This is a genomic window from Prevotella merdae, assembly GCF_900290275.1.
GTDB lineage: Bacteria > Bacteroidota > Bacteroidia > Bacteroidales > Bacteroidaceae > Prevotella > Prevotella merdae.
This window is the reverse complement of record NZ_LT985324.1, coordinates 555,234-573,837: the sequence shown is the minus strand read 5'-3', so window position 1 is coordinate 573,837 and position 18,604 is coordinate 555,234. Positions and strand designations below refer to the sequence as shown.

The following is an 18,604-nucleotide window of genomic DNA, read 5'->3' as shown; positions in this document are numbered from 1 at the left end:
CTTGACCCCTTAGCTCCTTTTTTCATTTAACAAGACAAAAAATGTCGAAAACACTCATTGTTATTGTAGGACCAACTGGTGTGGGAAAAACCGAACTGTGCCTGCAAGTTGCCGAACATCTTGGTGTGCCTATTGTAAATGCCGACTCGCGACAGATATTTGCAGAAATACCCATTGGCACTGCCGCCCCAACAGCAATACAGCAAGAGCGCGTAAAACACTTCTTTGTGGGCAATCACCACATAGACGACTATTACAGCGCCTCTATGTACGAGGAGGATGTTATGCACCTTCTGTGCGATAACCTCTTCCAAACATCCAACGTGGCATTACTTACTGGAGGCTCGATGATGTATATTGATGCTGTGTGCAATGGAATAGACGATATACCTACCATAGACGACAATACACGCCAATGGATGAAACAACGTCTTGAAGACGAAGGCCTTGAACGCCTTGTTGAGGAACTTAAACTGCTCGACCCAGAGCATTGGAACATTGTGGACAAAAAGAACCCACGCCGTGTGGTACATGCTTTGGAGATATGCCATATGACGGGCAAGACCTACACTTCATTCAGACAGAACGAGAAGAAGCAACGTCCGTTCAACATTATAAAGATAGCCCTAAACCGCGACCGCGACATTCTGTACGAGCGTATCAACGCGCGTGTGCTACAGATGATAGATCAAGGCTTAGAGCAAGAGGCTATGTCGGTATACGACAAAAGACATCTTAATGCCCTAAACACAGTAGGATTCAAGGAGATGTTTGAATATCTCGACGGCCTTACCACACTCGACCAGGCTATCTACAAAATACAAAGCAACACACGACGCTATTGCCGCAAACAACTAACATGGTTTAAACGCGACCAAAGCATTGAGTGGTTCAACCCCGATAACTACGAAGAAATTATAAAATATATAGACAAGAAGCTCATAGATTGACACAATTTTTGTACTTTTGCAACATTATAGGATGTATTGTCCTACAATGTTAAGTATCTGTATATTTATTAGCAAATCAATACATTAGAAGATGAAAAAAATTAAAACAATTCTCATCTGGTGCCTTAATAAGGTAAAGGCATTCTTCCCTTGGTACAAAAATCTGTACAAAGGAAGAGCCTGGTATACCAAGACACTCATCGGATTCGCATCTTGCATTGCTGCATTTATCATCTACCTCGGAATGGTAGACATCAACTTTCTGTGGCTATTCGGCAAGTCGCCGGGTTTCTATACCATTATGAACCCTGAGACACACGAGGCTTCCGAGATTTACAGTGCAGATGGCGTGCTCATTGGCAAGTACTTTAACGAGAACCGCACTCCTGTAGCATACGAGGATGTAAACCCTGTATTCTGGAAGGCTCTTATAGATACAGAGGACGAGCGTTTCTACAGCCATCATGGTATCGACTATACTGGCCTTGTAGGTGCCGTAAAGGATGCTGTAATGCACCATGACGCACGTGGAGCATCTACCATAACACAACAGCTCGCCAAGAATATGTTCCGTGTGCGTACCGACTACTCTACCGGATTGCTTGGCAAGATTCCTGGTGTGCGCATGCTGATAATGAAAAGCAAGGAGTGGATTATTGCCACAAAGCTTGAGATTACACACAGCAAGAAGGAGATTATTACAATGTATGCCAACACCGTTGACTTCGGATCCAACGCTTTCGGCATAAAGACAGCTGCAAAAACCTACTTCAACTGCACTCCTAAGGAGCTTACAACCGAACAGGCTGCCGTGCTTGTAGGTATGCTTAAGGCCACTACCTACTACAATCCTATAGCCAACCCCAACAACTCAATACGCCGACGCAACGTGGTACTTCATAATATGGTGACACACGGCAACCTTAACCGACAGCAGTTCGACTCTATATCGGCTATACCAATAAAGCTGAACTATAGCGTTGAAAGCAACTACGACGGCAAGGCTCTTTACTTCCGCGAAGCTGTATCTGCCGAGCTTAAGAACTGGTGCCGCGAGAATGGATACGATCTATACTCTTCGGGATTGAAGATTTATACCACTATCGACTCGCGAATGCAGAAGTATGCTGAGGATGCCGCCATCAAACAGATGAAGCAGGTACAACGCAACTTCAACAATCATTGGGGCAACCAGGAGCCTTGGCAAGACGAACACCACAACGTTATACCTAACTTTATTGAAGGTATAGCGCAAAAACTGCCGATATACAAGAATCTGTCGGCACGTTTCCCAAACAACCCCGACTCTATAGAGTACTATCTCAATAAGCCTCACAAGGTTAAACTGTTCGACTATGAGCATGGCACCATAGAGAAGGAAATATCCACAATGGACTCCATACGCTATATGGTACACTTTATGCACTGTGCATTTGTGGCAATGGAGCCTCAGACGGGTGCCGTTAAGGCATGGGTGGGCGACATTAACTTTAAGTCGTGGAAATACGACAAGGTTACAGCCATGCGCCAACCAGGTTCTACATTCAAGCTCTTTGTATACACAGAGGCTATGAACCAAGGTCTTACACCATGCGACAAGCGACGCGACGAGTATATCTCTATGCAAGTGTTCGACAAGACACAGAATAAAGAGGTGACATGGGCACCAACAAACGCCAATGGATACTTTACTGGCGACTCGATACCTTTAAAGGGTGCCTTTGCACGAAGCATCAACTCGGTTGCTGTACGCTTAGGTCAGGAGATGGGAATTGCACGTATAGCCGAGACAGCACATAAGATGGGTATAGAGAGTCCGCTTGACGAGACTCCTGCACTTGCTTTAGGTTCAAGCGATGTCAATTTGCTAGAGCTTGCCAATGCCTACTCCACCGTGGCAAACGACGGCAAGTACGTAAGACGACAGCTTGTTACACGCATTGTCGACCGCAATGGCAAGGAGGTTTATACTGCTGCTACAAACGAAGAGCAAGTAATTCCTTACAAGAGTGCATACCTGATGCAGCAGCTTCTATTAGGTGGTACACACGAGGCAGGTGGTACATCAATGAGCCTTAACGGATATGTCGGACAATTCCGTGATACAGATTGGGGCGGAAAGACAGGTACATCAAACAACCACTCCGACGCTTGGTTTATGGGGGTTAGTCCTAACCTCGTTGTAGGAGCTTGGGTAGGTGGCGAATATCGCTGCATACACTTCCGCACTGGAGCTCTTGGTCAAGGCTCGCGTACAGCATTGCCTATCTGCGGCTACTTCCTTGAGTCAGTATTGAACGACCCTGCCTTTGCCAAGTATCGCGTAAAGTTTGGCAAGCCTAAGGATGCTGATATCACCTCAGGTATGTACAATTGCTCGTATACTCCACGGGCCAAGGCAGACACAATAGTAAGAGACAGCATTAACGTTGACGAGGAAATCATGCTCGACGAAGATGGCATGCAGATAGAAAAACAGCCAGCTGACGAGACATCTAAGGAAGGCAACGAACCTACTCAAAAGAAGGAAAACAAGAAGCCTAAGGAGCAGGTAGTCAACTTTGACGACTTATAAACAGACAATACACATATATGAGGTTCGGATTAATTCCGAACCTCATTTTTTTATTCATAAATACACTTGTCAACTTAAAAGTCAAAGTCAGTAATATTATATTACTTGGTCATTTAATATATATTACTTTGCCATTTAATATATATTACTTACACTCGCCTATCGCCTTCTATTTGTTCAAAAATAGAAAGAGCCTGTTTAGCGTATAATCTTAATGTACCCATAAAAAGCAAAAGACCCGCCCTGGTTCGCTGTTCAAATGGGAAGCGTGGCGGATTCTGTTGCCGTAAAGATACGAATAATCATTGATAATACAAACTTTTCCGCAAGGAAAATCATATAAAAAGGGGATACCTTTGACACCTTTATATTTAGATGGACATGCTGTAATCATTACTGGTTATGACGAAGACCACGGAACAGTCTATTATTGGGATCCTGAAACGGGTGAAAGTGGCAATGGCGCTGTAGGAGATTATATCCAAGGATGGTCTGTTAATGGAGTTAAGGAATAAATTAAGGTAATGATATGTAATATAATCCTAAATTAGTCATTAGAATACATATAAAACTATGTTTTACTATGGATTTCTAATAATTAGCATTAGCATAGTTTATCTGAATCTAATGATTGATTTAGGTTTAACAATCTAACTCGCTCTAAATTGGACTTTGATTGAAAATCAAGAAGTTGGGCGTTTGCCTATATTATATAGGTAACAATATGGAAACGAGCGACCTTCTGCTCGTTTCTGTATTTTGCAATATGCAAAGAACGCCTTAATTCGGGGACAAAGATACGACAATTTTCTAAATATCCCATAATTCGCTAGGAGAAATTTATGGAATTTAGAACTTTTTTTGTAAAATCTGATGCTTAGCAACACAATATGCATCCAAAAACAAACAGCTGTATTCGGACATAGCTTATCCGAAAACCTGCTGCCATAACGTTTTATTGCTGACGATGATTCTGACATCGGCTTTCATGTACTGTTGCAATATTGGGGTATTTTGTCCCTGTGTGCTCACAGTGGCTGTAGCCATAAAATAGTTGCCATCTTCACTATGTATGAGTTTGGCATTATGGCTTATGATGTTGCAGTTATAAGATGCATTGTCGTTGCCCTCGAAAGAAACATGAGCTGTCCTTGGCTCATCGAAAAGATGCAAATACTCAAAAAAATCTTAAAACATTCTTTATCCCCGATTAAATATCGTACCTTTGCAATCGAAAGAGTTCTTTGAATGGTTATGCAAATCACAGCAGGATGCTACATTCTGTATATTTCTAATTCGTAACCTCTTCTTTTTATGAGATAAAAACTTATCTCATTCTCAATTACTTATAAAAAATAAGTACTTTCGATGAAAAAACTCTTCAATATTTAGACTTACTGACATAGGGCTGTCATAGAAGACGCTATCTTTGTATCAAAAAGTATTAAACTTAATATTATAGAATATGAAAAGATTATTTTTATGCTCATCATTTGCTGATGTTGCTAATCTATTTGTCGATTGTGCCAAAGAAGATTTGCAAGGGAAAATTATAGCTTTTATACCAACTGCAAGCCTTACAGAACCAATACGATTCTATGTAAAAAAGGGGAAAAAGGCTTTAGAAGAAGCAGGAATGATTGTTGAAGAAGTCGAGATTACCCAACTGCCCAAAGAGGAAATATCTTCTATATTACATAAATGCGATTATATCTACATAACAGGTGGAAATACATTTTTCCTTTTGCAAGAGTTAAAAAGAAAAGGTGTTGATAAAATTATATCTAAACAAGTGAAATTGGGTAAACTGTATATTGGGGAATCTGCCGGAGCAATAATAGCCTCTCCCGATGCAGAATATATGAGAAGTGTGAATTTTGATCCAATAGAAAAGGCTCCTGAATTGAAAGACTGTACTTCTTTAGATTTGGTCGATTTTTATACGATTCCCCATTATGGAAATTTTCCATTCAAGAAAAAAGGTGAAAAGATAGTTCAACTATATAATGAGAAGTTGCAGCTTATTCCTATAAGTAATAAACAAGCTATTATTATTGAAGATTCAAATATTCAAATTAAAGATGCAAAATGAATAGAATAGACCGTATTTCTGCTATATTGATTCAGTTACAATCGCACTCGTTAGTGAAAGCACAGCAAATTTAGAACGTTTTGTAGCATAGACGAGATGCCAAGAAAGCATATCAAAGCAGAATGCAGCAACAAGAACGGTTGGCAATTCGTTACCTCAAAATCGGACAATCCTCCCAATGTCCTTATTATAAAGGGATAAAGATTATATTCCAAAATTACACTAAACATATCATGTAGGTAGGTTTATTAACATAATATTTTTTGATAAATAGTATTATTAAGAAAAAACTTTGTAAATTTACATGATAAATAACATGAAGTGTATCTCAGTATGCTAATTTGTTACTACCTCTCTAAAATGAATTATCAATTGCAAAATAGAAAGCATATGAAGAAGAGTATTATTGTAGCGTCCTTTTTGTTTTTTTTCTCGTCAATTAGTGCACAAGAAAAAATAATTTTACAGGATTCTCTGAACATTCCTGTAATCTTGGTCGATGGAGTAGAAGTCCAAAGTTTGGATAGCGTATGTAAAGAAGATATTATGGATGTTAAAATCATAAAGGATAAAAATATCATAAAGTATTTTTATCCTCGTGTTGGCGGTATAATGTGCATAACAACCAAATCGAAGAAGTTTCTTACACCGATAATACAAGGATATAAAAAAAACATTGAAGTTTGTGATAAGAAAAAAAAGAAAGGCGAAATTTATATTAGGTAGTCTATATGGATTCAATATCAATATTAAGATAGATATTTTATTGTACTATATATAGTAATGGCCTTTCTTGTTCCACTTCGCAGACGTAAAGGCAAAGTATGTTTGTCTGCAGACCAAAGAGGACAAAAATGATGATAGAGTAACAGCATTGGATACTCCATTTGTGCTTTATCCTAATGCGTCATGTCGTTGTTGGGTAATTGAGGGTGGTGCCGATATATATCCTGTCACTTCTAATGTGTTCTTTTTTCGTTCTTGTTACAATAGGGTTGATACTGTCGTTAGAGAAATAACGGTTACTCCATTGCTAATGGAATTGAATTTGGGAAAGAGATATTACAACCAATATTTCCTCGTTTTGAAAGTTTCTGTAGATAAAGTCTTTGGAAAGAAAACTCAATATTCAAGTCTTGACTTTTGTACAGAGTTTGATATAGTCAACCGAAGCCAACCTCTATATCATCCTTCACTATATAGGCATTCTCCAATCCTTCAATCTTCTGTTTACCTTTATTACGTCACCAATTAAATACTAAAAATCCCTCAATGAGGGACGTTTCAAGCGGGAAACGTACCTCATTGAGGGAAATATTCGTAAGAATTGTCCCTCTTAGAGGGAAATAGCCCTATTACATACCCTTAACAATAGCATCCACTTCGTCAAACTCCTTACCCATATTAAGGTTGAGGTAAATGGTGTAGAGAGGCATTGCCCACTGCTCCTTGGCGTTGGGCGCAAGCTTGCGATAAGTCTGCATGTAAGGCAAAGCCTTGCGGTATAGAGCTATCATCTGCGAGCGCTTCTCGCGTGAGCGGTTCTTTGAATTGTCAATCTTTACAGCCTGGTTGAAGTAAGCGAGGGCTGCATTGAGGTAAGCCTCAGCATGATTATTGTCGAGCGAGATGATTTTGTCGCACAGAGAAATGCAGTTGTCGTAATCTTTCTGCGCCAACAATACTGTAGACTTAGCAAACAGGGCAATAACATTAACCGAGTCGACCTCTATAGCATCATCGCACAGAGCTTTCGACTGCTCAATCTCACCACGTTTGAAATAATAGTCGAACAAATGGGTGAAGAAGTATTTAGAGCGTGGATAACGCGCAAAACCACTCTGCAGAACTTCAAAGAACTTAAGCGAGTCCTTCTCGGCACGATAGGTCTCGGCCATATACTGATATGTGGTAGACAGCCAGGCCGTATCCTGCTGTGCTATGTCGGCATAGCGCAAGGTAAGGTTGGCATCGTTAAGCTTGAAGCCTGAATAGACAGCATAGAATGCAGCATTAGGTAGACGCTTGTCGGTAGACGCATACTTGTACGACTCGAACAACGGTTGCTTGGCACAGTCGATGTATGTGGCAAAGATGTTGAAAGCCTTGCGATACTCCTTCTTTGCAACATAGAACATTCCACCATTGTAAAGATTAGGGCGAAAGGCATTAAGGTATTCGGCGTTGCGCTTGCGATAGTTAAGCTTAATACGCCCCTTACGGTCGGGCATTGCATCAAGAGAATCGAGTCCCTCCAACACTCCAAACATTCGGTTGGTAATGTCGAATAGATTGGCTGTATCTACCTTTTGCTTGAGATACATCTGTTCGTTTATCTTCTCATATTGCTTTCTAACGGCATCGAAAAGCACAAGCCAAATCTTCTCGTTCGTCTTGTTCGACGAATCGTTCAGTAATTTGCGCATAGATGTCTCGGCCTCAGCAAGCGCCTTGCCAGCCTTGACATTGTCTTTGGCTTGTGCTATTTCTTTCTTTTGAGCATTTATCATCGTCAGAGGGGCAATAAGGAGCACAGCGATGAAACACAATTTCTTGAGCATGATATCCTGTATTGATAGTGTTTTTAAAAAAGAGTGTGTGTCAACAGGAGCCATTAGCGGCTCCTGTCTTGACACACACTTATACCTATTAAAGTATGCTATTCTTATTTGTTGTTTGGATCCATAGCCTTTGTACGGCTGTCGTCGGCACCATAGAGGTTATAATAGGTGTTGTAGAGAAGGTAGCGCCAGTTAGCTTCCTTCTGGTCTGGATCAAGCTCTTTAGCCTTCTCGAGGTAAGCCTGAGTTTCTGTCAAGAGAGCCTTCTGCTGGTTTGCATCCTGAGTGTTTGCAGCCTTATTATTGTTGCAATATCCCAACCATGTGAGCACGAGTGCATTTGGCTTGATCTCGTTAGCCTTTTTAAGGTCAGCGATAGCCTCGTCCCACTTGCTGTCGTTCATCTCTGCCTGACCCTTAACAGCCCATGCTGTGAAGCAATTAGGATCCTGTGCAAGACGCTCGCTAATAAACTGAGCCTGCTTTTCCTTCATACCAAGGTTGCCGTAGAGAGTAGCAAGGTTGGTGAAGATAGTCTCGCTCTTGTCGTTGGCATAAAGATTCTCGAAGTCCTTAAGACACTTGATAGAGTCTTCCTTTGTCTTCATCTGCTGCTGCATCATAAGCATCTTGAGGCTGAGAGCGTCCTTGTAAGAAGCTGTGTCCTTAAGAGCTACGTCGCAATACTTATTGGCAAGATCAAGGTTCTTGTCCTGATAAGCGAGAACACCAGCAACACGTGCAACCTCGCCAAGATATGTATCAGGCGACTTAGTCTTGTCGAAATCGGCAAAGAGCTGAGCTGTGCCACTCTCTACATATGTGCCGTAGAAGTTGAGAGCGCCCTTGTTGTCCTCCTTCTGCAAGCAATCCTGACCGGCATTAATAAGGTGCAGACGCAATGGCCAAAGAGCTGCCTGATTCTTCTTGTGGAACTTAGGAGCAACCTTGCCCTTGGCGTTAGGCATCTGGTCGTACTTGTCGCACTCAAGAGCATCGTTCAAAGCCTTAGTAAGAGCAGCATACATACCCTCTGTATCAACTGGCTTTTCCTTCTGACCCATCTGCTTCATAACTTGGTTCTCGCCCATGGTTGTAGCCTCCTTGTTTACCTTCTCCAAAGAGAGCTGAACAAGCTTGTTGTAAGCCTTGGCCTTGTCCTCGTTGCTCAAGGTAGACTCGCACGACTGAAGCATGCTCTTAGCTTCGGCATAATCCTTTGCCTTAAGGATGCTCTTTACATCCTGTGCGAAAGACGATGAGGCAGCTACTGCCATCAACGCCATAATAAATAACTTTTTCATAAGTACTTTAAAAATTTGTTATTAATAAGTATTATTCCTGTTCTGTAGTATTTGCCTGCTCGGTGCTGTCTGTATTCTGTGCATTATCTGCAACAGGCTGTACAGCGTCTGAATCTTGTTCGTCAGTTGTATTCTGATCGTCGGCAAGTTTAGCCTCAAGTTCCGAACTCATTACCTTGCATACACTTGCTATAACATCGTTCTTCTTAGAGAGATTGATAAGGCGCACACCCTGTGTGGCACGTCCCATAACACGACAGTCGCTCACGGCAAGACGAATGGCTATGCCACTCTTGTTGATAATCATAAGGTCGTTGTCGTCGGTAACATTCTTGATAGCCACAAGTCTACCCGTCTTCTCTGTGATAGAGAATGTCTTGACACCCTTGCCACCACGGTTGGTTTTGCGATAATCCTCAACCTGCGAGCGCTTGCCATAACCATTCTCGGATACTACCATAACGGTCTCGGTATCGGCATTGTTGACAATTATCATGCCCACTACCTGGTCGTCGTCACCATCAAGCTGCATGCCACGCACACCGGTAGACACTCTACCCATTGAACGTACTGCATCCTCGTCAAAACGTACTGCACGTCCATTGCGGTTGGCAAGGATTATCTCATTCTTGCCATTTGTAAGACGTACGTCTACAACCTCGTCGCCATCAAGGATATTGATAGCATTGACACCGTTGGCACGTGGACGCGAATAAGCCTCAAGGCATGTCTTCTTAACTGTACCATTCTTGGTAGCAAATACTACATAGTGAGACTTGACAAACTCTTCGTCGTTAAGTCCGCGCAAGCGCAGAAGAGCGTTTACAGAATCATCCGACTCGATGTTGAGCATATTCTGTATAGCACGTCCCTTGAAATTCTTGTCGCCCTCGGGTATTTCGTAACACTTAAGCCAATAACAACGTCCCTTGCGTGTAAAGAAGAGCATGGTCTGGTGCATTGTTGCAGGATAGATGTACTCGGTAAAGTCTTGCTCGCGTGTGCGTGCTCCCTTTGAACCTACTCCACCACGTGCCTGCTCGCGGAACTCACTAAGCGGTGTACGCTTGATATATCCCATGTGGCTTACGGTTATCACAACAGGGTCGTTAGGATAGAAGTCTTCTGCATTGAACTCATGCTCGAAAGGCTTGATTTCTGTACGACGTTCGTCGCCATACTTATCCTTAACCTCGTTAAGCTCGTCCTTCATCACCTTCTTGCAAAGCTCTGGGTCGTCGAGGATAGACTGCAAGTAAGCTATCTGACGCTCAAGTTCCTCGTACTCGGCATGCAACTGATCCATACGCAGACCAGTAAGCTGAGCCAGGCGCATGTCTACAATAGCCTTCGACTGTATTTCGTCGAGCTCGAATCGTTTCTCCAAGTTGCGCTGTGCGTCGCTTGGTGTCTTCGAGGCACGGATAATATGAACCACCTCGTCGATATTGTCGCATGCAATGATGAGTCCTTCAAGGATATGTGCACGTTCCTGTGCCTTCTTAAGGTCGAACTTGGTACGACGTATTGTAACGTCATGACGATGCTCTACAAAGTACTTAACACATTCCTTAAGAGTAAGCAGGCGTGGACGGCCATTGACCAATGCAATGCAGTTGACAGAGAACGACGACTGCATGGCTGTCATCTTGTAGAGCTTGTTAAGGATAACATTGGCGTTGGCATCGCGCTTTACATCTACAACAATGCGCATACCCTGACGTCCCGACTCGTCGTTTACATTAGATATGCCGGTAATCTTGCCTTCCTTAACAAGGTCGGCAATGCCAGCAACAAGGTCGGCCTTGTTTACACCATAAGGTATCTCGGTTACTACAATCTTGTCGTGAGAATCGCCGCTCTCGATTTCGCTCTTGGCACGCATCATAATGCGTCCGCGACCAGTCTCGTAAGCCTGTTTAACTCCAGCTAGACCATATATATATGCACCGGTAGGGAAATCAGGAGCCTTGATGTGCTCCATAAGTTCATCGGTATCGATGTCTGGATTGTCGATATAGGCGCAGCATCCGTCTATTACCTCACCAAGGTTGTGTGTAGGAATGTTGGTAGCCATACCTACGGCAATACCATTACCGCCATTAACCAATAGGTTAGGAATCTTTGTAGGCATAACCGACGGCTCAAAAAGAGTATCGTCGAAGTTGGGGTCCATATCGACAGTATCCTTATCAAGGTCGTCCATAATGTGCTCACCCATCTTTGATAGTCGGCACTCGGTGTAACGCATAGCGGCAGGAGAGTCGCCGTCTACAGAACCAAAGTTACCCTGACCGTCAACAAGCATATAACGCATGTTCCAGTCCTGTCCCATACGCACCAATGCGCCATAAACAGAAGAGTCGCCGTGCGGGTGATACTTACCAAGCACCTCACCAACTACGCGTGCACATTTCTTATAAGGGTTTGAGCTTGTGTTTCCGATGCCGAGCATACCATATAGTATTCGGCGGTGAACAGGCTTGAATCCGTCACGCACATCAGGAAGAGCACGAGAAACTATAACCGACATACTGTAGTCGATATAAGACTTCTTCATTTCCTCCTCAATGTTAATCTTCAGGATTCTATCCTGGTCGATTGTCTGATTTTCGTCCATTTCTTATTTAAAACATTATTGATATAATCTCTCTAAAAAAGGTGCGCAATCGCTCAAAATGCCGTTTATTTTGCTTCTAAGCGATTCTTGCCTTCAATTTCAAGTTGTAAAGGTACAAAAAAATGCTGGTTCGGCAATATTAAAAGCCGTCAAAAAAAGCAAAATAAGCCATTTACTGCTATTATACAACCTAAAATTAAGATTGTGTTACATTTTATGAGCGATTTATAGGCTTTAAAATTGTAAGTTTGAGAAAAGATGTGTACATTTGCAGTTAAAAACAAGAATACAACAGACTATGAAGTTAGCAATCATGACTAAATCCACGTTCTTCGTGGAAGAAGACAAGATACTTGCTACCCTGTTTGAGGCAGGGTTGGACAACTTGCATCTTTATAAGCCTGGATCATCTCCGATTTACTCAGAGCGCCTGTTATCGCTGCTTCCAGACACTACATACGACAAGATTACAGTACACAACAATTTCTACTTGAAAGACGAGTATCGACTTGCAGGAATACACCTTGACACAGCATCCGAACAACCTCCTTTAGGCTACAAAGGACGCATAAGTCGCACCTGCAACGACATATATACATTAAAAGATACTAAGAAGCAGTCGGCGTACGTATTTCTTGGAAACGTTTTCGGCGAATCAAGCGACTCGGAGCTTCCATGCCTCAATATGAACGAACTTGAGAACGCATCGGACAAAGGACTTATCGACAAGAAGGTATTTGCCATTGGAGGCATGAATGCCGACAATATCCGACTTGCACGCGAATTAGGATTCGGAGGCGTTGTGATAGGCGATGACCTATGGAACCGCTTTGACATACACAACCAAAGCGACTTCAAGGAGCTTATCGCACACTTTGAAAGACTAAAGAAATTGGTATACTAATATAGTAAGCACTTTATTACGTAACATATAACAACAATAAAAATGAGTGAACAAAACTCTTTTTTGGTATTCTCTGGTACTAACACGAGATACCTTGCAGAGAAAATCTGCCAAAGCCTGGGCTGTCCGTTAGGCAATTTGGTTGTAACCAGGTTCTCTGACGGCGAGTTTGCCGTGTCTTATGAGGAATCAATCCGTGGCCGCGACGTATTTCTCGTTCAGAGCACATTCCCTAACTCAGACAACCTCATGGAGCTTCTCCTGATGATTGACGCAGCAAAGCGCGCTTCTGCACGTCATATCATCGCAGTAATTCCTTACTTCGGATGGGCACGCCAAGACCGTAAGGACAAGCCACGTGTAAGCATCGGCGCTAAACTTGTTGCTGATCTTCTCTCGGCAGCAGGCATCGATCGTCTTATCACTATGGACCTTCACGCTGACCAGATTCAGGGTTTCTTCGATGTACCTGTTGATCACCTTTATGCATCTGGTGTTATCCTGCCTTATCTACAGAGCCTCAACCTCAACACAGACGAGCTTGTAATTGCATCGCCTGACGTTGGCGGCTCAAAGCGTGCAAGCACATACGCCAAGTATCTTGGATGCCCACTCGTTCTCTGCAACAAGACACGTGCACGTGCCAATGTGGTTGAGAGCATCCAGATTATCGGTGATGTAAAGGACAAGCATGTTGTAATTGTTGACGATATGGTTGACACAGCTGGCACAATCACCAAGGCGGCCGACGTTATGAAGGCAGCTGGTGCATTGAGCGTTCGTGCTTGCGCTTCTCACTGCGTTATGTCTGGTCCTGCTTCTGAGCGCGTTCAGAACTCTGCTCTTGAGGAGATTGTATTCACTGACTCTATTCCTTACTCTAACCGTTGCGCTAAGGTTAAGCAGTTGTCGGTTGCCGACATGTTCGCCGAGACTATCCGCCGCGTAATCAGCAACAAGAGTATCAGCTCACAGTATCTTGTATAACAAGACATCAATACATAATCCTATACATATTTGATTGTGTAACACATAATCGAGTAGGAGGAAAACGAAGCAGTTTTCTTCCTACTTTCGTTTTCCGACCTCTCACACCACCGTACGTGCGGTTCCGCATACGGCGGTTCCTATTTTGGATACCATTCGAGATACGCCTCCATTAAAGTAGCATACCCTGCGGAGCGTAGTTTATTGTTATCTATCGCCCTTTTTAGAACAGGGCNGGCAAATGGATAAGACCGATAGATTACGAGACTACGGACTCGCTTTTCTATTGTACGAACAGGGCCTTGGCCTCTGTGGGTACGAACTTATTCGTGAATTATTCATATTTGTAAAATTAATTTTGAACAGTTACTTATTATTTTATCATTATAATCCTGTTGATGTCAATTTTACGCTTTGACACCATTATCCTATGGATTTGACTAATTGTTTTTACAGGTACATCCCTACTCTACCACGACCTGCTCTACAGCGCTTACAAGCGAGTCCTTGCCATTAAGGAGATAGAACTTTACGCGCACAACACTATTAAAGTCGGCACTACCCTTAACCTTTACATGACGTGTCTTGCCATAGACAAGCGTGTCACGCCTTGAAGGATAAGAGACAAGTTGAAGAAACTGCTTTGTGGACCCTGTTCCTACATAATATATACCTACACTGTCAACCACTGCAGACTTACCACCAAGCTTTATAGAGTCGGCAAGCTTCTTCTTTGACAACAACGAGGTGTCGGTAGGCTCAAACTCGGAAGCTGCAACCGTGTCGCCATCTTTATACGATGGGGCAAAACAACTGACTGTCGTCATACCTATCATAGTGGCCAATATCATAGCCAGCAAAACAAATAGTATCTTTTTCATTCTTTATAAATATCTATTAATATTCAAATTCGTTGCAAAGGTAGTCTGCTTTAGATTAATTCCAAAAAAAATGCAACAAAAAGTTAGCAAAGTCGTGATATTATTTGTACCTTCGCTTTTAGAAATCCTAATAAAACAACATAAAACCACAATAAAAGGAATTTGATGAAGAAAAATCTTAGAACAGCTTCCATCTGCGTACAGGGAGGCTATGAGGCAAAAAACGGAGAACCTATCGAGGTGCCCATCATTCAGAGCACCACGTTTAAGTATGACAACTCGGAAGAGATGGCTATGCTCTTCGACCTTAAGAAAGAGGGCTATTTCTATACCCGATTACAAAATCCTACAAACGATGCAGTGGCACAGAAGATAGCACAACTCGAAGGAGGTGTGGGCGCTGTACTTACAAGCAGCGGACAGGCTGCCAACTTCTATGCCGTATTCAATATCTGCGAGGCTGGCGACCACATCGTTACAAGCAACGAGATTTATGGAGGAACATTCAACCTGTTTGGTGTTACGCTGAAGAAATTGGGCATAGAGTGCACATTCGTTAATCCTAATGATTCAGAAGAAGAAATACAGAAGGCTTTCAGACCTAACACTAAGGTGGTGTTCGGAGAGACTATCAGCAACCCCGGATGCGCAGTGCTTGATATAGAGAAGTTTGCACGCATAGCACACAAGAATGGCGTACCTCTTATCGTAGACAATACCTTTGCCACCCCTATTAACTGTCGACCATTTGAATGGGGAGCCGATATCGTAACACACAGCACTACAAAATATATGGACGGTACGGCAAGTCAGGTAGGCGGTTGCGTGGTTGATAGCGGCAACTTCAACTGGATGGAACATGCCGACAAATTCCCAGGACTTTGCACACCAGACGAAAGCTATCATGGACTGACTTATGCAGAGAAATTTGGCAAAATGGGATATATAACAAAGCTCGTGGCACAACTGATGCGCGACCTTGGATCTATACCAGCCCCTATGAACTCATTCATACTGAACCTTGGACTACAGTCGCTTCACTTGCGCATGAAACAGCATTGTACCAATGCACAGCGTGTGGCCGAATTCTTGAAATCTGACGAACGTGTAGCGTGGGTTCACTTTAGCGGACTGCCAGGAGACGAGTATCATGAACTTGCCAAGAAATATCTTCCAAATGGCTCTTGCGGTGTAATTGCCTTCGGACTGAAGGGCGACCGTGAAACTGCCATAAAATTCATGGACTCGCTTAACATGATTAACATCGTGACACACGTGGCAGACGCACGCACCTGTGTCCTACATCCAGCAAGCCATACACACCGTCAGATGTCCGACGAACAATTGCGTGAGGCTGGTGTTGCACCAGACCTTATTCGCCTGTCTGTAGGAATTGAGGATGTTGAGGATATCCTGGACGACATCAAACAAGCATTGGAGAAAATATAATAAATTAGAAATAAAAAAAACAGGAGTTAAGAAGTAATGTCTCACTTCTTAACTCCTGTCTTTATTCTCACTCTCTCATCGACAACGATATTCTCTGTCGTTTATTATCCACTTCTGTCACTCTCACCACCACATGCTGATGAAGTTTTACCACTTCATTGGGGTCCTTAACGTATCGATCGGCCAATTGAGAGATATGCACAAGTCCGTCTTGATGAACACCAACGTCAACAAAGGCACCAAAGTTTGTTATGTTTGTAACAATACCAGGCAATAACATTCCTACCTGCAAATCAGCAACCTCATGTACACGAGGGTCGAACTCAAAAGCCTCAACTGCGGCACGAGGATCGCGACCTGGACGCTGAAGCTCGGCCATAATATCATTAAGCGTAGGCATTCCTACAGATTCTGTTACATAATCCTTCAGACGTATTGTCTTTTGAAGCTCTTTGTTATCAATAAGCTCAGCCACTGTACAGCCTTTGTCCTTAGCCATTGCTTTCACTATGTCGTAACTCTCGGGATGCGCCGCACTATTGTCAAGAGGGTTTTTAGCACCTGGTATACGCAAGAAACCCGCACATTGTACATATGCTACCGGACCAAGACGAGGAACCTTCTTCAATTCAGCACGCGACTTAAAGGCACCGTTCTTGTCTCTATACTCTACGATATTCTTGGCTGTAGAGGCATTCAGTCCGCTGACATACATCAACAAGTGACGACTTGCCGTGTTAAGATTAACACCAACAGTATTAACACACGACTCTACAACCATATCCAGACTCTTCTTCAGCTCTGTCTGATCAACATCATGCTGATATTGGCCGACACCTATACTCTTGGGATCTATCTTCACAAGCTCGGCAAGTGGATCCATAAGTCGTCTACCTATCGAAACAGCACCACGAACAGTAACATCCTTATCAGGAAACTCCTCGCGTGCAGCCTCGGATGCCGAATATACAGATGCACCATCCTCGCTAACCACAAAAACATTAATATCCGAACTTAAACCTATATCCTTCAAGAAAGCAGATGTCTCACGACTTGCCGTACCATTGCCTACGGCTATCGCCTCTATACCATACTTATTAGCCATTGCCAATACTTGACGAGACGCTCCTGTACGGTCGTTCTTTGGCGCATGAGGATAGATAGCCTCAAAATGAAGCAAGGATCCCTGTGCATCAAGACACACAACCTTGCAACCTGTACGGAAGCCAGGATCTACACCCATTACACGCTTCTGCCCCAACGGGGCTGCAAGAAGCAACTGACGCAGATTCTCGGTAAAAACACCTATAGCTTCCTTATCGGCATCTTGCTTGCTTGACAATGCAAACTCAGTCTCGATGGAAGGTTTAAGCAATCGCTTGAAAGCATCGTCGGCAGCCTCGCCAACCAGTTTACTACACTCACTACGTCCTATAACATACTGACGTCGTATCCTTTCCTTGCATTCTTCATCGTCTGCAGATATGCTTACACGCAAGAATCCCTCTTTTTCGCCACGACGCATAGCGAGCAAACGATGCGACGAACAACGACGAAGAGGCTCGGAGAAATCGAAATAGTCGCTATACTTCTGAGCATCATCTTCTTCTGACTTTGCCTTTACAACCTTAGAAGAGATAACTGCCCCACGACGAAATACACCACGTATATTCTTGCGAACCTTCTCGTTCTCGTTTATAGTTTCGGCAATAATATACTTAGCACCCTGTATAGCATCCTCCGCAGTCTTGACATCACCCTTAACATACTTTGACGCAGTAGCAATAGGATTAGGGTCACGCTGAATAAGAAGCAACTGAGCCAGAGGTTCAAGCCCCTGTTGACGTGCGATATCTGCCTTAGTACGACGCTTGGGCTTGTAAGGAAGATAGATGTCTTCAAGTTCTGACATGTTCCAGCATTGCTCTATACGTTTCCTCAACTCATCAGTCATCTTGCCCGCATCCTCAATGGTAGAGACGATAGTCTCCTTACGCTTGGCAACATCTATCAACCTTTCACGCATAAGGGCAATGTCAGACACTTGAACCTCATCTAAATTACCAGTACGCTCCTTGCGATAACGACTTATGAACGGTATAGTACAATTCTCGTCCAAAAGTTCAAGGGTGTTCTCAACGCCACGCTCCGGCAAAGACAGGGCATCGGCTATGATTTTTGTAAATACATTCATTGTCTAATATATAATAAGGTATATGCTTAAATTAGAATACAAAGTTACGACATATCGAGCGATAACACAACTACAATATCCAAAATA

14 protein-coding genes are annotated in these 18,604 nt (G+C 43.0%); 8 read left to right on the top strand and 6 right to left on the bottom strand.

Annotated features, from left to right (window positions below; translation table 11 throughout):
• Nucleotides 1-41: 41 nt before the first annotated feature.
• The 3 genes from miaA to C9991_RS08885 all read left to right on the top strand — a co-directional run bounded on the left by miaA (nt 42) and on the right by C9991_RS08885 (nt 4,040).
• The gene (gene miaA, locus C9991_RS08895; protein WP_106812202.1) at nt 42-950 is read left to right on the top strand and encodes a tRNA (adenosine(37)-N6)-dimethylallyltransferase MiaA; all 909 of its coding nucleotides are present in this window, start codon (nt 42-44) and stop codon (nt 948-950) included.
• Nucleotides 951-1,041: 91 nt separating this feature from the next.
• A complete protein-coding gene (locus C9991_RS08890) occupies nt 1,042-3,525 on the top strand; it encodes a transglycosylase domain-containing protein (protein ID WP_106812201.1) in 2,484 nt (827 codons plus the stop codon).
• Between the two features lie 305 nt (nt 3,526-3,830).
• Entirely contained in the window at nt 3,831-4,040 is a 210-nt protein-coding gene (locus C9991_RS08885) for a C39 family peptidase (RefSeq protein WP_106812200.1), read from the top strand.
• Nucleotides 4,041-4,452: 412 nt separating this feature from the next.
• On the opposite strand, the gene C9991_RS08880 is transcribed toward C9991_RS08885, so the two are convergent.
• Nucleotides 4,453-4,698 (bottom strand): hypothetical protein, encoded by a 246-nt coding sequence (locus C9991_RS08880; protein ID WP_106812199.1) that lies wholly within the window; start codon nt 4,696-4,698, stop codon nt 4,453-4,455.
• 292 nt (nt 4,699-4,990) lie between these two features.
• Here C9991_RS08880 and C9991_RS08875 point away from each other — a divergent pair, with 292 nt between their 5' ends.
• Nucleotides 4,991-5,617, top strand: a complete 627-nt coding sequence (locus C9991_RS08875; protein WP_106812198.1) for a Type 1 glutamine amidotransferase-like domain-containing protein — start codon at nt 4,991-4,993, stop codon at nt 5,615-5,617.
• Nucleotides 5,618-6,007: 390 nt separating this feature from the next.
• Nucleotides 6,008-6,343 (top strand): hypothetical protein, encoded by a 336-nt coding sequence (locus C9991_RS08870; protein ID WP_106812792.1) that lies wholly within the window; start codon nt 6,008-6,010, stop codon nt 6,341-6,343.
• A 629-nt stretch (nt 6,344-6,972) separates the two neighbouring features.
• On the opposite strand, the gene C9991_RS08865 is transcribed toward C9991_RS08870, so the two are convergent.
• From C9991_RS08865 to gyrA, 3 genes are all read right to left on the bottom strand, one after another.
• Complete coding sequence (locus C9991_RS08865) at nt 6,973-8,178, bottom strand: tetratricopeptide repeat protein (protein WP_106812197.1); 1,206 nt, start codon at nt 8,176-8,178, stop codon at nt 6,973-6,975.
• Between the two features lie 104 nt (nt 8,179-8,282).
• Nucleotides 8,283-9,482, bottom strand: coding sequence for a hypothetical protein (locus C9991_RS08860; RefSeq protein WP_106812196.1), 1,200 nt, complete (start codon nt 9,480-9,482; stop codon nt 8,283-8,285).
• A 31-nt stretch (nt 9,483-9,513) separates the two neighbouring features.
• Entirely contained in the window at nt 9,514-12,102 is a 2,589-nt protein-coding gene (gene gyrA, locus C9991_RS08855) for a DNA gyrase subunit A (protein ID WP_106812195.1), read from the bottom strand.
• Nucleotides 12,103-12,400: 298 nt separating this feature from the next.
• Between gyrA and C9991_RS08850 the strand changes: the two genes are divergently transcribed.
• Nucleotides 12,401-13,006 carry a thiamine phosphate synthase gene (locus tag C9991_RS08850; RefSeq protein ID WP_106812194.1) on the top strand — a complete coding sequence of 202 codons (606 nt, stop codon included), beginning with the start codon at nt 12,401-12,403 and terminating at the stop codon, nt 13,004-13,006.
• 42 nt (nt 13,007-13,048) lie between these two features.
• Complete coding sequence (locus C9991_RS08845) at nt 13,049-13,993, top strand: ribose-phosphate pyrophosphokinase (protein WP_106812193.1); 945 nt, start codon at nt 13,049-13,051, stop codon at nt 13,991-13,993.
• Nucleotides 13,994-14,457: 464 nt separating this feature from the next.
• Here C9991_RS08845 and C9991_RS08835 read toward each other — a convergent pair whose 3' ends face one another.
• Nucleotides 14,458-14,874, bottom strand: a complete 417-nt coding sequence (locus tag C9991_RS08835) for a hypothetical protein (protein ID WP_106812192.1) — start codon at nt 14,872-14,874, stop codon at nt 14,458-14,460.
• Nucleotides 14,875-15,039: 165 nt separating this feature from the next.
• Here C9991_RS08835 and C9991_RS08830 point away from each other — a divergent pair, with 165 nt between their 5' ends.
• Entirely contained in the window at nt 15,040-16,323 is a 1,284-nt protein-coding gene (locus tag C9991_RS08830; RefSeq protein ID WP_106812191.1) for an O-acetylhomoserine aminocarboxypropyltransferase/cysteine synthase family protein, read from the top strand.
• A 67-nt stretch (nt 16,324-16,390) separates the two neighbouring features.
• Here the strand turns inward: C9991_RS08830 and C9991_RS08825 are convergent, their stop codons facing one another.
• Nucleotides 16,391-18,517, bottom strand: a complete 2,127-nt coding sequence (locus C9991_RS08825) for a Tex family protein (protein ID WP_106812190.1) — start codon at nt 18,515-18,517, stop codon at nt 16,391-16,393.
• Nucleotides 18,518-18,604: the final 87 nt, after the last annotated feature.

Excerpts from the sequence above, each read along its gene's own strand:
- miaA (WP_106812202.1), top strand. The coding sequence starts at position 42 with ATGTCGAAAACACTCATTGTTATTGTAGGACCAACTGGTGTGGGAAAA.
- C9991_RS08890 (WP_106812201.1), top strand. The coding sequence starts at position 1,042 with ATGAAAAAAATTAAAACAATTCTCATCTGGTGCCTTAATAAGGTAAAG.
- C9991_RS08875 (WP_106812198.1), top strand. The coding sequence starts at position 4,991 with ATGAAAAGATTATTTTTATGCTCATCATTTGCTGATGTTGCTAATCTA.
- C9991_RS08870 (WP_106812792.1), top strand. The coding sequence starts at position 6,008 with ATGAAGAAGAGTATTATTGTAGCGTCCTTTTTGTTTTTTTTCTCGTCA.
- C9991_RS08865 (WP_106812197.1), bottom strand. The coding sequence starts at position 8,178 with ATGCTCAAGAAATTGTGTTTCATCGCTGTGCTCCTTATTGCCCCTCTG.
- C9991_RS08860 (WP_106812196.1), bottom strand. The coding sequence starts at position 9,482 with ATGAAAAAGTTATTTATTATGGCGTTGATGGCAGTAGCTGCCTCATCG.
- gyrA (WP_106812195.1), bottom strand. The coding sequence starts at position 12,102 with ATGGACGAAAATCAGACAATCGACCAGGATAGAATCCTGAAGATTAAC.
- C9991_RS08850 (WP_106812194.1), top strand. The coding sequence starts at position 12,401 with ATGAAGTTAGCAATCATGACTAAATCCACGTTCTTCGTGGAAGAAGAC.
- C9991_RS08845 (WP_106812193.1), top strand. The coding sequence starts at position 13,049 with ATGAGTGAACAAAACTCTTTTTTGGTATTCTCTGGTACTAACACGAGA.
- C9991_RS08835 (WP_106812192.1), bottom strand. The coding sequence starts at position 14,874 with ATGAAAAAGATACTATTTGTTTTGCTGGCTATGATATTGGCCACTATG.
- C9991_RS08830 (WP_106812191.1), top strand. The coding sequence starts at position 15,040 with ATGAAGAAAAATCTTAGAACAGCTTCCATCTGCGTACAGGGAGGCTAT.
- C9991_RS08825 (WP_106812190.1), bottom strand. The coding sequence starts at position 18,517 with ATGAATGTATTTACAAAAATCATAGCCGATGCCCTGTCTTTGCCGGAG.